We start from the raw sequence: 13,248 nt of genomic DNA, 5'->3' as shown, positions 1-13,248 counted from the left end.
TTTGCTTTAAAATTTTAGCAGTTGGCGTAGGCCTTGTGCCGTCATTTACGATGATAACGATCTTTTCATCGCCGGCGATAAACTCGTCAAAGCTTTTTTGGTTTATCGGATTTGCCAGAGCCTTTGCAATAAGCGCTGCTTCGTCGAATTTAGCCACGGGGTTGGGGTCAAAAACACCAAGCAGATTTTTTTCGTCTATTTTTAAATTTATATGGTCATCTTTGCCATAAGCGATAGGGATTTGCATGCTTCTCTCCTTAAATTTAACTATTAGTTGTTTACTTTTAGGATTTTATCTCAATCTTTCTTTTAAATATATTTATTTTTCCACAAAAATATAGATAAGATAACAAGAATTAAATGTAATATTAAATTCTACATATCTTTTTTAATTAGTATTTAATTTTAATATTTATATACTCCGCGTGTAATTTTCGAAAAGGGAGAAATCATGGAATTTCTTACAAGTTTGTCTGAGAGTACGCAGTTTTTCTTACAATTGATTGTCGTGCTCGGCTGTTTGTTCTACGGAGCAAAAAAAGGTGGTATGGCACTTGGTGTCCTTGGCGGCATCGGTCTTGTTATTCTGGTATTTGCATTTGATTTAAAACCAGGTAAGCCTGCTATTGATGTTATATTAACTATTCTTGCAGTTGTTGTAGCAAGTGCTACACTTCAAGCAGCTGGTGGTCTTGATGTTATGCTTCAGATCGCTGAAAGAGCGCTTAGAAAACATCCAAAAACAGTTTGTTATCTTGCGCCTATTTGTGGCTGGACACTGACAGTGCTTTGCGGTACAGGTCACACAGTTTATACACTTTTACCGATCATCTATGACGTATCAATGAAAAGTGGTATCCGTCCAGAACGTCCGATGGCAGCTACTACGATCTCATCACAACTTGCTATTATCGCAAGCCCAGTTTCAGTTGCTGGTGTGTCTATGGTTGCTGTTCTTCTTGGTACTGGTACAGTTCATATTGAGGGCTTTACAAGCTATGTTGATCTATTAAAAGTTACCATTCCTTCTACGTTTTTGGGCGTGCTTTGCATAGGAACTTACTCAGTATTTAGAGGAAAAGATCTTGATAAAGATCCAGAATTCCAAGCAAAAATAGCTGATCCGGAACAAAGAAAATATATATATGGTTCTGATGAGGCACATTCATTGATCGGTGTTCATTTGCCAAAAAAACAATGGAATGTTATGTGGATATTCCTTGCTACAATCGCTGTTGTTGCGGTTTTAGGTTATTACAAACAACTTCGCCCAAGTTGGACAAGTAACGTTCCTGGTAAATCAATAGAAATAATCGTAGATAAAAAAACAGTTAAAAACATCACTGTTAAAGACGGACAAGTTGTTTCTATGGTTGGTGATAGTAAGATCGTTTCAAATGTAAAAGACAATAAAGTAAAAGATGCTACTAAATTTACAAGCGTTCAAGTGTTAGATAAAGACAACAAGGTAACACAAAACATTGTTTCAAATGGCGCTGATGTTGTTATCACTGCAGGTGATAAAAGCGAAACTATCTCAAACGCTAACATAGTAGTAAAAGATACTATGAAAAAGACTGCACCACTTGGCATGGTTGATACGATCCAAATTTTCATGCTTTTAGCAGCATCTATCATGATGATCTACTCAGGCATTAAAGCAGCCAAGATTGGTCAAAATGAAATTTTCCACAGCGGCATGGTTGCACTTGTTGCGATTTACGGCATTAGCTGGATGGCTGAGACAATGTTCCACTCTCACATTGATATGCTTAAAGGCTCACTTGGCGAGGTTATGAAAGCATATCCTTGGATGTATATCATAGTTGGTATGCTTATATCAAAATTCCTAAACTCTCAAGCTGCTGCAGCTGCTACATTTGTGCCACTTGCTGTTCAAATAGGTGTTCACCCAGGCGTTATTGTCGCGTTTGCTACTGCTTGCTATGGATACTTCATCCTTCCAACATATCCAAGCGACCTTGCAGCCGTGCAGTTTGACCGCTCAGGCACAACACACATTGGTAAATATGTAATCAATCACAGCTTTATCATACCTGGTTTCATAGGTGTATTTAGCTCTTGTGCGGTTGGCTGGGTGCTAGCAAATATCTACGGATATCTTAACTAAAATTTTATTTCTGACAAGCTGTTTTGTGAGGGGGTATAGAAAATGAGAGTGAGAAATTTTAGCGCGAGATTTTTGAAAGCGCGTAAAATAGGCATTTTAAAAAGCTTCACTCTCAGTTGTAATGCAAAAATTCAGCTGCAAGAAAAATCCCTATAATCCCAAATCGTCCGTTTTGTCCCAAAAAAGCGGAAAAATTTAACATCGCAAAAAGACTTTAAATACCAAATAATCGACTTTTAAACACCTTTTAAAGCGTCCCAAAAATCGTCCCAAGATTTTACGCATCAAGGGCATATACCGCTTAAGGTTTGCCGTCAAAAGCATAGGTAAAATTTAAAAATATAGGCATTAATCATCAAATTTTTAGAAAAATGATGATTAATCAAGACTTAATGATGATTAATTCTAATAATTGGCGTATTTATGGATTTATCTTTAATCATCATTGCAAAAAATGCAATAAAAAACTATTTTAATCTTAAATATTGTTTAGAAATAGCTTAAACTATTAATCATCATTTTAAGTTTATTTTTATGTTTTAAAATATTTTCATATTGATATTAAATTTACATCTAACCTTACCAATTATTTTTAACTGATTTATTTCCTCGCCCTTTAAAATAATATCTTGATAAAAGCTATTCAATGATGTTAATTTTACTTCTTTGTGTATCGTGTCTCTCAAAAATTTCTTTATATATACGTCTCCGCCGATGTTTGCTATAACTATGTCGCCATTTTTTACCTCTGCATCCAAATCCACTACTACGGCGTCGCCATCTTGTGCAAACGGCTCCATACTATCGCCAAAAACCTTAATTACATCATAGTTTTTAAATGGTATTTTTAAAACTTGTTCCATAAAATCTCTACCGACAGGGATTATAGAATAATCTTGTTCATCGTTTTGTGAGCCATAGCCAGCACTTGCTGTTACATTCTCAAAATACCTTAAATCCGCTTTATCCTTATAAGGTTTATTAACCTTATATGCGCTTAGACTGGCGAATTTTAATTTTACAGTTGAGGTTAAGCCTTTTGAGCGCCATGTGGCGGCCGTGCTCCTAGAATAACCTAACCTTTCTGCTACATCTTCGAGACTATCGACCTTAAAAAAATTTTTCATATTTTCAAATATAACTTTATCTTTTTGATCGTCCATTTTGCCGCCTTTGATTAAAAAATGTATGAACATGGTATTTTAACCTTGACAAATAAGGTTAAAATACTATATAATTCTTTCAAATCTACGAAAAATTATATCTTATTTGAGATTAAATCTTTCAAAGGTTTGAAAAATAGTTCTTTAAATTTTCATTGTTAATAAGACTTATCCAAAAGGAGACGTTATGAAGACGCAAAACATGCAAAGAGCTTCTAGTAAGCTTAAGGAAGGGCAACTTAAAGTAGCTCGCAAAGGTTTTAAAAAAGAGTTGGCTCGTATGAGGGCCCAGATAAAGTCTATGAGTCTTAGCGGAGAAGTTATCGATGCCGCTAAAGAGTGTTGCTTTTTGGGGTGCAATTACTTCAAATTTGACGGAAGCGATCACGCTCGTATAGAAAAAGCCGTTAAAAACGAGCTTTCAAATATAAAGCATGAGCTAAAAGATATGAAAATTCCAAAAAAGTTTATCGACGGCATCCTCGAATATAAAGCAAAAAAGCTTAAAAAGCGAGAAATTGAAAGACGAGCCTTTTATCAGGAAGCTATAACTCTATCAAAAAGATAGTCTACGGCGCTCATCGTAAAGCATGGGCGCTTTTCCTGAAATTTCTAGTTCGTCTAGTTTTGAATTAAGGCTATCTATCTCTTTAAATAAAGGGAAAAATAGCCTGTTTTGAACGCTCTTTTTTGGGAACGGCGAACTATCTGGGCTAGATAGAAAGCTATTTTTGTTTTCTATCTTTATCTTTTTATTTTTGAGAATTTTAGGAATAAAGAAAAAATCCTCATTTAAAAAAGGTATTAGCAGCACTTTGGTTTTTATCTCTATGGATAAAGATAGCTGCGATGCGATGTCGCCGTCTTTACTATGAGCTAATATACCGACGTAATCGGTAGAGCCTGATACTAGCTGATATTTGGGATGATAATTGAGAGCCACTTTGTACATTTTTTGAAAACAAGAAGCGTAAGCGTTTAGATTAATGATGCCCCCATGTATATACTCGTAAGCATCTACTAGATCGGGTCTAAAATGTTTCATCGTTTTAAGATCGTCTTTTAAATCTAACGCTCGATGTTCGTTAAATCTAAGTCCATGAGTTTTGTAGCAAAAATATAGCATTTTTAAGTCCTCGTATAAAAATAGCAGCAAGTAAATTTTACTTACGAGGGCTTAAAAATTCTATAAAAGTCTTATTAACTATGAAAATTAAAAGAAAGGAGCGCAAAGTGATAAAGAAATACTTTACCGATAACTGCATAAGCATAAGGCAGTGGGCTAAAAAACACGATCTAAGTGAGCGCACTACCTATATGGTGATAAACGGCCAAGTGGCAGGTAGTAAAAATTTCGCTACTTCAAGGAAAGTGTTTGAAGTGCTTTTAAGTGAGGGAATAATCAAAGAGCTTCCAAGTGGTCTTAAAAAAGAACAAGAAGAGAGCAAGGCTAGCTAAATGATCTATGTCAAAACTGCTGTGGCTGCTGAAATTTTCGGCATACATCCAAGAGCTTTAGCAAATTCTATAAATAGGGGCTCAGCAAAATATCCATTCATAAAGATATCTGACGCTGGCACCAGAAGCCGTGGCGGAGCAAAGCTGCTATTTGCAGTAGAGATCGCCGACATAGACGCGGCGATAAAGAGCGGCAAGGCAGATAAAGACGTAAGTGTATACGTAGAGGATAGCTCTGAGCAAAGCGGATTTAGACAGATGAAATTTAGCGAGATCAAGGGCGGCGGCAAGAACAAAGAGGGCGCGAGTAAAAAAGAGAATTTTGGCGGAGAGTATGCAGTGCTAGATGATAGTGAAAAAGATGAGATAAACAAAAAGATAAGAGTGCTAAAAGAGTATGAAGAGGCTAAAAAACGTGGCGTGTCATGTAAAAAGTTTTGCGAAGATAGCGGTATAAGTGAGGCAAACCTTTTTAGATGGCAAAAGGCCTATAAAGAAAAGGGCGCGGCGGCGCTGATAGACAAGCGTGGTAAGCATAGGAAAAACGCCAGCGTGCTCGAAGAGTGGATGAGGGAGTTTATCCTCACTAAATTTAGAGCTTACGGAGCTGGAGGTTTAAATATCTCTCAAGTCTGGCGTGATTTACATAAGGAGCATTTTTACCGAAGCGGCGAGGCTAAAAAATTTCCTAAATTTATAAGCGGAGATATAAAGCCGCTCTTTGATGCTGGGGTGATAAAAAGGTATTTAGACGGCTATTATGACGACTCTAGCAAACGATTAGAATACGTAATGATCACGAAGCGAAGATAAAGCAAAAAGCTATCAGCAACCTGCCATGGGAGATCAAGGCGAGATGATAACCAGACGCAACCAATGCTGGCAGATAGACAGCTCGCCGCTTGACGTGATGGTAAGAGACGGAGAAAAAGGCGAGGCTATACGAGCTAATATCTTAAGTTTTGTAGATGTTTATAGCGGCAGATGCGTAGCTAGCATAGAAAGGGAGTCTAATGCGCTAGGCCTTATAAGGCTGATGTGGAAAGCCTTAAATACACTAGGCAAACCAGACTATATCAAAGGTGATAACGGAAAGGACTATCTAAGCAAACAGTTTCAGTATCTACTAAACGGCCTACACATCGACTACGATAGAGCAATCGCATATAGCGGTGATGAAAAGGGCTTTGTAGAGAGACATTTCGGCACACTTCAACACGCTGGTATCTCTCAAACGCCTGGATACCTAGACTTTAATCTAGCTATGCGTGAAGCTATCGAGCAAAGAACACCCAAAAAAGATAGGCATGCCAAGGACGAAAACGGACTTCCTAAAAAGACAAACCTAAAGTATCTTCTCACGCTCGATCAAGCAAGAGCTAGATTTGAGACCGAGGTACTAACCTGGGATCTGATGGGCATAAAAAGGAGCAGCCCAATAAAAAGGTGGAACGCTGATACTACACCGCTAAAAGGTGTAAGAAAAGAGGAATTTATGCTACATGCTGGAGGGTTGGAGTCTAGGGTAGTCGGCAAGAAGGGTATTAGCTACGAGGCGCTTGTTTTCGTTAGTGCGTTTTTACCACCAGTGGGAACACAGGTGCTAGTTAGCGAAAACATAGACGACGTAAGCTCGATATTCGTATTTGATTTGGAAGGAACTTTCATCTGTGAGGCAAAAGATAAAAATATATGTCCGATGAGTGCCGAGACCTATAAGATGGTCAAAAAGGTATTCAAAGAGAACATGAGAACCATAAGAGCCGTCATCAAACGCGCCGAATTTAGCGAATTTACTAGACTAAACGTTAATTATGATCTTGAAGTAATGCTTGAAGCCCATAAAGAGGCGTTAAAGCCTGAGAATTTTAACTACGAAGACGACGACAAGATAGAAACGCTAAAAGAGACTATAAAAAGGCAAAAAGAGGTAAATAACATAATAAATGCGGGGTTTGATTACGATAAGTTAAACGAATTTACCGCAGAGAGAACGACTAAAAAGAAATTTTCCGTAGACGACGCCATAGAGATAGCAAGCGGAGAATAAAAATGCTTTCAAGGTCGTTTAAAGTCCTATTAAACGGCGTTTAAAACATTTAAAAACCAAAATCAAAGGAGGAAAAATGCAGTTAGCAGACAGAATAAAAGACTTCATCGAAGCTAATAAAACAAGCGGTATGAGTCAGAACAAATTTGCTACGGCGTTGGGAATAAATCCCGCGTATATCTCGGGATATATAAAGGAAGGCTCTAGCTACAAGTATGCCGACAAAGTAGAAGAGCCAGCTAAAAATTATCTCGACAATTTTATCCAAAAAGTGGACGTTTTACAAGACGAGCTACCTTTCGTAAAAACCAAGGACGCCAAAAGCATACACGCAGTGATCGGCTGGGCGGTACAAGATAGAGATATGGCAATGATAAGCGGAGTAGCTGGCAGCGGAAAGACAAGAGCCGTTCGCGAATACGTAAGAACGCATCCAGACAGCATTCTAATCGAGGCTACCATAAATACATCCGCAAAGAGCCTTTTTAAAATTTTAGCTAGAGAGCTCGGACTAAACGACAAAGGAAGCATAGACGAGCTAATACGTCAAAGCGCGGAAGCTCTAAAAAAGGTAAGCAGAACGATCATTATAGACGAGGCCGAGCATTTGCCTTACCGCGCGCTTGAAAGCTTGCGCAGGATGCATGATTTTAGCCGCGCTACTCTGGTACTCGTGGGCACAAACAAGCTGCTCATAAATTTAACAGCTTCAAAGAGTGGAAACGAGCTAGAGCAGCTAAGCTCGAGAGTCGGAAATAAATGGATACTAGGCGGACTTTCCTATGTAGACGAAGACAAGAAAAAAATAAGAGACGACCTAGAAGCAGTTTGCAAAAACTTCGGCGTAACGCAAAAACCATGCATCGATCTAATAGAAGCGCTAGCTAAAGGAAATTTCAGAAAGACCGAAAAGCTGCTAAGAAGGGCAAAGATGCTAAGCGAATACGCAAAGACCCCTATAAACGAAGACGTAGTCAAAGAGGCTACAAAGATGTTGCTTTTATAGTTGTAACGGTTGTAATAGTTGTAAGGAGTAAAAAATGATGGATATAGCTATAAATCCTCTTGAAAATCGCGCGGTGGAGCGAACGCAAGCGGCGGGGCTAGTTAGGCTGGTGAGAGAATTTGAAGAGAAAGGATTTGAAATGAGAGTAAGTGCTAAAGGTGAACTATGGGGCATAAGGCGCGGAAGCATGATAAAGGGCCAAAAGGCGGACTACTCAAAGAGTATGTTTAAGCTAGTAGGCAAATATATCATAAGAACAGCCGACGGTAAAGTAATCGATACGGCGGCTTAAATTTGATTTTTCGGGAGCTCTGCGGAGCTTCCTATAAAGTTAAATTTTTAAGAAAGGAGAATAGATGAAAACAGCGAGATTAGTGTTTGTTTCTACTCCCTACTCAAGCATAGAGTGCAAAGATCGGGACAGAAACTACTACGCTAAGCAAATAGCGCAGCAGGCTTGCACTATCGTCAGAGCTAACGGCTACGAGCCTATCTCGCCCGTACTTGCGTGGATGGATATATATAGCGAGCTTGAGCGTGAAAGAGTAATGAAAAACTGCGAAGAACTGCTTAGAGTGTGCAGCTACTACTACCGCCATCCGTGCAAGTGGAGCGACAAGAGTACAGGCATGGCACAAGAGGCGGCGTGGGCTAAAGAATATGGTCTTAGTGAGCTTAAATTTAGTTTGTTTGAGTGATAGGGCTAATAAAAATTTTTAATGAGGAGTAAAAGATGCAAATAAATAGTTTTAGCGACGTAGACGTCGCTCTAAAAAGACTATGCGAAGTAAGCGTAGGTATAGAAAAAATCAACGGTGAAGTAACGCTTGAGTGTAACCGTATAAAAGAAGCTAGAAAGAGCGAAGTTGAAAGACTCGAGAGCGAAAAGAGCTACATCGAGCAGCAAATCACACTATTTTGTGAGGACAATAAGGCTGAATTTGCCGAAAAACGCTCAAAAGAATTTACCTTTGGAGAGATCGGCTACCGCATAAGCAAAAGCGTAAGAGTACCTACCGTAAAAGCCAAGCTTGAGAGTTTGTTAAGCTCAATAAAGGCATTTGGATTAGGTAAAGAGTGCATTATATATGAAGAAAAGCCTAACAAGGAAGCACTTGCGGAGCTAAAAGACGAGGATTTAGTAAAACTCGGTCTTAAAAGAGTAGTGAAAGATAATTTTAGGATAGTGCCTAAGATAGAGAGCCTGGAGATAGGAAAATGAACGAGATAAAGAGCGATTTTCAAATTTATTGGTGCGACTTTAAAAAGTTAAAAGATAGTAAAAATAGGCTTTTGCCTAGGTTTGTAAGACGAGAAAAATTAAGAATTTGTGTTAAAGGGCTTTAAGCCCTTTAAAGAGCGTTTTAAATCACTTTAACGCTCTTTAAAAGGTTTAAAATTTTGAAAGGAGCAAGCATGACGAACGAACAGTTTGATGAGATCAAAGAGCTACTAAAGCTCTACAGAAAACAAAAAGCCACAACTATAAAGAAGTGCAAAGAGGAGTTTAGCGAGCGATTTAATAGTGCGTTTTTGGAATACCAAGCGGCGTTTTGCAAATATACGCAAGAGACGAGCTTGCAGCAATATCCACCCAAGTATTATATCGACTCACTTTGCGCTATGGCCGTAGTCGCTATCAATGCAGGACGTGAGGGATTCTTCTGCCATATAGGCTTTTACACAATCACCACTCACATAAGATATATTTTCGACGAGATAGCTAAGCGCGGACAAAATCCGTACGAGTGTATGAAAAAATTTATAAAGGAGAGATCATGCTAGGTTTTTTGACGTGGGGGCTAATTTTAAACGTTTATGCTTTTATAGTAACTCTCATTGCTACCAGGATAGTAATTCCTAAATCGGAACGGAAAAGAGATTCTAAAAATATAGTTACAGCAGCGATAACTGTAATGCTAGTTCCTTACATGATGATGGCTATATGTCTATATGTCATGATAGTCCTAGCAGTTTGTAAATTTGACTATGAAGAGTTGAAGAAATTTAAAGAGAGGTTAAAAGGGCTTTAAGCCCTTTAAAGAGCGTTTTAAACCACTTTAACGCTCTTTAAAAGGTTTAATTTTAAGGAAAGACGGTTTGACAACTAAACAAAGAATTCATCTTGATAATCTACACGCAAAAAAGAGAGCATCGTATCAAGCTAAACTTAATAATGTTCTAAGCTACGATCTTAGTTTTTACCGCTTTAAAAACGGAAAGCTAAACGTATCAAAACTAGCTAGGTGCAGTGGTTTAAGCCGTGGATTTTTAGAAAAAGAGCTGTGGAAAAAAGGATTATAATGAGCGAAATTTTCGAGTTTTTAAAAAATTCTAGCCTAACCAAGGATAGTTTCAACGAAACGGTCGAGTTTTTGATAGAGGGCTTTTTAGTAAAGCAGCTAATCACACTAATCTACGCGGACGGCGGCACGGGCAAAAGATACATGGCCTTTGCTCTAGCTAAAAAACTTTGCAAAGAGGGTCAAAGGGTGTTTTTCATAGACTACGACAACCCAGTAGGCGTACTCAAACAGCGCGGCGTAGATAGGCTACTTATAGAAAGCTACGAGAATATGAATTATATCCAGCGCAGCACGCTAGAGCTTTGCGGATTTGAGCTTGTTCTAAAGCTAGAAGAAAACGCCGTAGGTAAAGCTTACAAAGATTGCGTTTTTATCCTGGATAGCTTGCGTGACTTCGTAGACATCAACAACGACAACCGTATAAATAGACTATTTGGCGCGCTTAAGAATTTACGCGAAGCAGGAGCTACCGTGATCATCCTGCATCACTCTAACAAAGACGGTAAAAACTATCAAGGCAGCAACCATATAAGGAATTCTCTCGACGTTATGTATCATCTATTAAAACGCCCTAGTAAGGAAAACGAGTTAAATTTCTTACTTGAAGTAGCCAAAGAAAGAGCCGGAGTAAAAGATAGCGGTTTTTGCGTAAAAACGCTAAATTTAGAACTAAACGAGCTTGATGTAGAGGTAGCTAGAATGAGCGAATACGAGCTAAATTTTACTACTCTAGCGCAAAAGATACTAGCCGGCGGAGATCTAAACAAGACCGAGCTGCTAAACGCTATGAATTACGAAAAAGACGATAGAACGGCTAGGGATTGCCTCGATAAATTCGACGGCAAGCTATGGTTTAGCCGTAAAATGGGCAAGAGCGTGATATATAGTTGTAAAGCAGAGACTACAACCGATACAACTATTACAACTATGAGAGAAAATACCTTAAATTTGGCGGTTTAGAATGAATACGAGCGAGCTTAAAAAGTACTATATCAAGATGATACAAACGTTAAAGCACAACTATTTCGTGGATGACGAGTGCAGGAAGGTGTATTTACAAGCACAATTTGGCAAAGATAGCCTAAAAGAGCTAAGTATAGAGGAGCTTAGGGTCGTGCTAGAGGTTGTGGGATATAAGCCCCATAAAGACACAAATTTTAAAAGACCTGCGCGAAAAAGCAAAGCAACCCGCAAAACCAAAGTACACAAAACGTCTAGTCCTTCTTTTATAGCCGGCGAAGATCTAACGCCCGCTAAAGGAAGCCTATACGCCACTAAAAAACAACTTGAAACTATTGCCGGTATCTGGGAAGAGATAGCCAACGTAAAAACGGGTATGGCTCTAAGAGAGTTTATTTTTAGGATAGTTAAAATCAGGCCTTTGCATCTTAAATTTTTGTCAAGGACTGATGCTGCCGACGTCGTGCAAGCCCTTATTCAAATGAAAGACAAATACTACAAATGATAAATAACTTCGATCTATTCGTTGAATTTTATAATAAGGTCAAGGAAAGCTCCGATATAAGCGAGATCATCAAAGAATATGGTGGAGCTAGTATCTATGTACCAAGCTACAAGGCGACATTTAGAAATCAGGACATACTAAGACAATACGATGAAGGCATAAGAGCAGGCAAGAATAGCTCCGTAGTTATAAGAGAACTAGCCCAAGTTCATAATCTAAGCTACAACACTATAAGCAGCATCACAAAAGAAGTTAGAGAGCCGAGTTTGTTTGAATGCGAACAATAAGAAAGGATGAAAATGCAAAAAGAAATATACGAAAATTTAAGAACGATCGATGAAAGTATTGATATAATAAAGCAATCTATCTTAAATTTAAGCCAAAGCGATATATTACCAGGTAAGTCATTTAGTGTATGTGTAAAAGCCTTAAAGATAAAGATGGATGAGGTAGAAACTCTTATAAAGTGGGCGGAAAATGGCAGCAGAAGAGATATTAATCAAGCTTTGTGAGCTGGCGCGAAAAGATGGTGGCGCATCTCTTGAGCAAATTTTAAAAGAAGCATTCAACGAATATGATGAATTAAAGCTACTTAAAAAGCGTAATTTGCTTTGTGAGCATTGCAAATATGTATTAAAAGAAATAGGAGCTGCGGATGATACTCTAACAGATGTGTTACAGATCATATCTACCCTGAATGCAAAAAGAGAAATGATACTTTTTAGAGATACGTTAAATTTAACGCAAGAAAAGCTTATTAAATCTATATTCTCGCATTACAAAGATAAAAATAAATTCCAAAACGAAGTAAATATTGATGAGATAGTTGATATTGTCGTAGAGTTTGAAAGTGAAATACAAGATGCAGACATCAATGAAGAACAAAAAGAGACTTTAAAACAACTTTGCCTTATCGTGAAAGAGGCAAAGGAAGAAAGTAAGATAATTGGCTCTAATAGAGCGATTGATAAACTTCATACTCTTTTTATAGGCAAATTCTTTTTATATGGTAAAACTATTTTAAACATAAAAGATCCACGGATACTAGAAAAAATAAAGTGGATATATGCAAAAATAGGAGCTGCAAATTCTATCATCAAGACACTCAAAGATTTTAAAGATAATTTGACGGATATACTTACTTTAACTTGTTGATTATAAATTCTATCGTTGCATCTTCGATAGCCTGCTTTGTCCTATTTGGCAAATGTCCACTTTTATCCACTGGCAAGAACGGGCGAGCCGCGATTCTTACGTTTTTACTTCGTCCCGCCTTATTGGTGCCGAATTGATGAACTAACCCGTAAGCAAAGCCGTTTTTATTCGTATTATTAGATACCGTGGCTTTTTTATCGTCTGCTTTAACTATCCATTTATCCGCCAAATTTCCGTCCGATCTTAAAATATTAGATGACTTTCCTAGTTTTTGTTTTTGCCTAATCGTACTAGGTTTCAAGGCCTGCCATTTTTGTCCGAACGGACTGCTCTCGTTCTCAAAACTAGCTTCTATTTCGTTTTGTAAGATATTGCCTAGCGTTTGCATTAGCGGCTTGGTTTTTTTCTCGATATTTTGCAGAGATTTTAGCTTCATTTGCAGCTCTTCTAGGCCTTTAACTTCTATCATTGCGTTTGTCCCCTTAAAATGTGGTATAATTACACAAAGTAGATA

At 38.1% G+C, this 13,248-nt stretch carries 19 protein-coding genes; 15 read left to right on the top strand and 4 right to left on the bottom strand.

Going from position 1 to position 13,248, the window contains the following annotated elements; translation table 11 throughout:
• Positions 1 to 247 (bottom strand): lactate racemase domain-containing protein (locus CYO90_RS08255; protein ID WP_141090549.1); only part of this gene is annotated, 247 nt, incomplete at its 3' end.
• 204 nt (positions 248 to 451) lie between these two features.
• On the opposite strand from CYO90_RS08255, the gene CYO90_RS08250 reads away from it, so the two are divergent.
• Positions 452 to 2,131 (top strand): anaerobic C4-dicarboxylate transporter, encoded by a 1,680-nt coding sequence (locus CYO90_RS08250; protein ID WP_103579153.1) that lies wholly within the window; start codon positions 452 to 454, stop codon positions 2,129 to 2,131.
• 539 nt (positions 2,132 to 2,670) lie between these two features.
• On the opposite strand, the gene CYO90_RS08245 is transcribed toward CYO90_RS08250, so the two are convergent.
• A complete protein-coding gene (locus tag CYO90_RS08245) occupies positions 2,671 to 3,294 on the bottom strand; it encodes a S24 family peptidase (RefSeq protein ID WP_181000239.1) in 624 nt (207 codons plus the stop codon).
• Between the two features lie 187 nt (positions 3,295 to 3,481).
• On the opposite strand from CYO90_RS08245, the gene CYO90_RS08240 reads away from it, so the two are divergent.
• Positions 3,482 to 3,862 carry a hypothetical protein gene (locus CYO90_RS08240; protein ID WP_103579151.1) on the top strand — a complete coding sequence of 127 codons (381 nt, stop codon included), beginning with the start codon at positions 3,482 to 3,484 and terminating at the stop codon, positions 3,860 to 3,862.
• Here CYO90_RS08240 and CYO90_RS08235 read toward each other — a convergent pair.
• On the bottom strand, positions 3,851 to 4,420 hold the full coding sequence (locus CYO90_RS08235) for a hypothetical protein (RefSeq protein WP_103579150.1): 570 nt from the start codon (positions 4,418 to 4,420) through the stop codon (positions 3,851 to 3,853). The two genes, CYO90_RS08240 and CYO90_RS08235, sit on opposite strands and share 12 nt — an antisense overlap.
• A 107-nt stretch (positions 4,421 to 4,527) precedes the next feature.
• Here CYO90_RS08235 and CYO90_RS08230 point away from each other — a divergent pair, with 107 nt between their 5' ends.
• From CYO90_RS08230 to CYO90_RS08160, 13 genes are all read left to right on the top strand, one after another.
• Positions 4,528 to 4,752 (top strand): hypothetical protein, encoded by a 225-nt coding sequence (locus CYO90_RS08230; protein WP_103579149.1) that lies wholly within the window; start codon positions 4,528 to 4,530, stop codon positions 4,750 to 4,752.
• On the top strand, positions 4,753 to 5,565 hold the full coding sequence (locus CYO90_RS08225; protein WP_103579148.1) for a helix-turn-helix domain-containing protein: 813 nt from the start codon (positions 4,753 to 4,755) through the stop codon (positions 5,563 to 5,565).
• A 43-nt stretch (positions 5,566 to 5,608) separates the two neighbouring features.
• Positions 5,609 to 6,802 (top strand): DDE-type integrase/transposase/recombinase, encoded by a 1,194-nt coding sequence (locus CYO90_RS08220; RefSeq protein WP_181000238.1) that lies wholly within the window; start codon positions 5,609 to 5,611, stop codon positions 6,800 to 6,802.
• A 76-nt stretch (positions 6,803 to 6,878) separates the two neighbouring features.
• Positions 6,879 to 7,808, top strand: coding sequence for an AAA family ATPase (locus CYO90_RS08215; RefSeq protein ID WP_103559478.1), 930 nt, complete (start codon positions 6,879 to 6,881; stop codon positions 7,806 to 7,808).
• Between the two features lie 34 nt (positions 7,809 to 7,842).
• Complete coding sequence (locus CYO90_RS08210) at positions 7,843 to 8,100, top strand: hypothetical protein (protein WP_103559477.1); 258 nt, start codon at positions 7,843 to 7,845, stop codon at positions 8,098 to 8,100.
• A gap of 64 nt (positions 8,101 to 8,164) precedes the next feature.
• Complete coding sequence (locus tag CYO90_RS08205) at positions 8,165 to 8,506, top strand: hypothetical protein (protein WP_103579146.1); 342 nt, start codon at positions 8,165 to 8,167, stop codon at positions 8,504 to 8,506.
• 35 nt (positions 8,507 to 8,541) lie between these two features.
• On the top strand, positions 8,542 to 9,030 hold the full coding sequence (locus CYO90_RS08200; RefSeq protein WP_103579145.1) for a host-nuclease inhibitor Gam family protein: 489 nt from the start codon (positions 8,542 to 8,544) through the stop codon (positions 9,028 to 9,030).
• 194 nt (positions 9,031 to 9,224) lie between these two features.
• On the top strand, positions 9,225 to 9,593 hold the full coding sequence (locus CYO90_RS08195) for a hypothetical protein (protein WP_103579144.1): 369 nt from the start codon (positions 9,225 to 9,227) through the stop codon (positions 9,591 to 9,593).
• 518 nt (positions 9,594 to 10,111) lie between these two features.
• Positions 10,112 to 11,074, top strand: a complete 963-nt coding sequence (locus CYO90_RS08180) for a hypothetical protein (protein WP_103579141.1) — start codon at positions 10,112 to 10,114, stop codon at positions 11,072 to 11,074.
• 1 nt (position 11,075) lies between these two features.
• Positions 11,076 to 11,579: a phage protein GemA/Gp16 family protein gene (locus tag CYO90_RS08175; protein WP_087584133.1), complete on the top strand. Its 504-nt coding sequence runs from the start codon at positions 11,076 to 11,078 to the stop codon at positions 11,577 to 11,579.
• Positions 11,576 to 11,866: a hypothetical protein gene (locus CYO90_RS08170; RefSeq protein WP_087584132.1), complete on the top strand. Its 291-nt coding sequence runs from the start codon at positions 11,576 to 11,578 to the stop codon at positions 11,864 to 11,866. The genes CYO90_RS08175 and CYO90_RS08170 overlap by 4 nt, the downstream gene beginning before the upstream one ends.
• A 12-nt stretch (positions 11,867 to 11,878) precedes the next feature.
• Positions 11,879 to 12,091, top strand: coding sequence for a hypothetical protein (locus CYO90_RS08165; RefSeq protein WP_087584131.1), 213 nt, complete (start codon positions 11,879 to 11,881; stop codon positions 12,089 to 12,091).
• Positions 12,057 to 12,734, top strand: a complete 678-nt coding sequence (locus tag CYO90_RS08160) for a hypothetical protein (RefSeq protein ID WP_087584130.1) — start codon at positions 12,057 to 12,059, stop codon at positions 12,732 to 12,734. The genes CYO90_RS08165 and CYO90_RS08160 overlap by 35 nt, the downstream gene beginning before the upstream one ends.
• Here the strand turns inward: CYO90_RS08160 and CYO90_RS08155 are convergent.
• The gene (locus CYO90_RS08155; protein WP_087584129.1) at positions 12,718 to 13,203 is read right to left on the bottom strand and encodes a phage virion morphogenesis protein; all 486 of its coding nucleotides are present in this window, start codon (positions 13,201 to 13,203) and stop codon (positions 12,718 to 12,720) included. The two genes, CYO90_RS08160 and CYO90_RS08155, sit on opposite strands and share 17 nt — an antisense overlap.
• Positions 13,204 to 13,248: the final 45 nt, after the last annotated feature.

Source organism: Campylobacter concisus (genome assembly GCF_002913745.1).
Lineage (GTDB): Bacteria > Campylobacterota > Campylobacteria > Campylobacterales > Campylobacteraceae > Campylobacter_A > Campylobacter_A concisus_R.
This window is presented reverse-complemented; position numbering and strand designations above follow the sequence as displayed.

Excerpts from the sequence above, each read along its gene's own strand:
- CYO90_RS08195 (WP_103579144.1), top strand. The coding sequence starts at position 9,225 with ATGACGAACGAACAGTTTGATGAGATCAAAGAGCTACTAAAGCTCTAC.
- CYO90_RS08210 (WP_103559477.1), top strand. The coding sequence starts at position 7,843 with ATGATGGATATAGCTATAAATCCTCTTGAAAATCGCGCGGTGGAGCGA.
- CYO90_RS08200 (WP_103579145.1), top strand. The coding sequence starts at position 8,542 with ATGCAAATAAATAGTTTTAGCGACGTAGACGTCGCTCTAAAAAGACTA.
- CYO90_RS08160 (WP_087584130.1), top strand. The coding sequence starts at position 12,057 with ATGGCAGCAGAAGAGATATTAATCAAGCTTTGTGAGCTGGCGCGAAAA.
- CYO90_RS08170 (WP_087584132.1), top strand. The coding sequence starts at position 11,576 with ATGATAAATAACTTCGATCTATTCGTTGAATTTTATAATAAGGTCAAG.
- CYO90_RS08240 (WP_103579151.1), top strand. The coding sequence starts at position 3,482 with ATGAAGACGCAAAACATGCAAAGAGCTTCTAGTAAGCTTAAGGAAGGG.
- CYO90_RS08220 (WP_181000238.1), top strand. The coding sequence starts at position 5,609 with ATGATAACCAGACGCAACCAATGCTGGCAGATAGACAGCTCGCCGCTT.
- CYO90_RS08180 (WP_103579141.1), top strand. The coding sequence starts at position 10,112 with ATGAGCGAAATTTTCGAGTTTTTAAAAAATTCTAGCCTAACCAAGGAT.
- CYO90_RS08205 (WP_103579146.1), top strand. The coding sequence starts at position 8,165 with ATGAAAACAGCGAGATTAGTGTTTGTTTCTACTCCCTACTCAAGCATA.
- CYO90_RS08250 (WP_103579153.1), top strand. The coding sequence starts at position 452 with ATGGAATTTCTTACAAGTTTGTCTGAGAGTACGCAGTTTTTCTTACAA.
- CYO90_RS08235 (WP_103579150.1), bottom strand. The coding sequence starts at position 4,420 with ATGCTATATTTTTGCTACAAAACTCATGGACTTAGATTTAACGAACAT.
- CYO90_RS08245 (WP_181000239.1), bottom strand. The coding sequence starts at position 3,294 with ATGGACGATCAAAAAGATAAAGTTATATTTGAAAATATGAAAAATTTT.
- CYO90_RS08175 (WP_087584133.1), top strand. The coding sequence starts at position 11,076 with ATGAATACGAGCGAGCTTAAAAAGTACTATATCAAGATGATACAAACG.
- CYO90_RS08215 (WP_103559478.1), top strand. The coding sequence starts at position 6,879 with ATGCAGTTAGCAGACAGAATAAAAGACTTCATCGAAGCTAATAAAACA.
- CYO90_RS08165 (WP_087584131.1), top strand. The coding sequence starts at position 11,879 with ATGCAAAAAGAAATATACGAAAATTTAAGAACGATCGATGAAAGTATT.
- CYO90_RS08225 (WP_103579148.1), top strand. The coding sequence starts at position 4,753 with ATGATCTATGTCAAAACTGCTGTGGCTGCTGAAATTTTCGGCATACAT.
- CYO90_RS08155 (WP_087584129.1), bottom strand. The coding sequence starts at position 13,203 with ATGATAGAAGTTAAAGGCCTAGAAGAGCTGCAAATGAAGCTAAAATCT.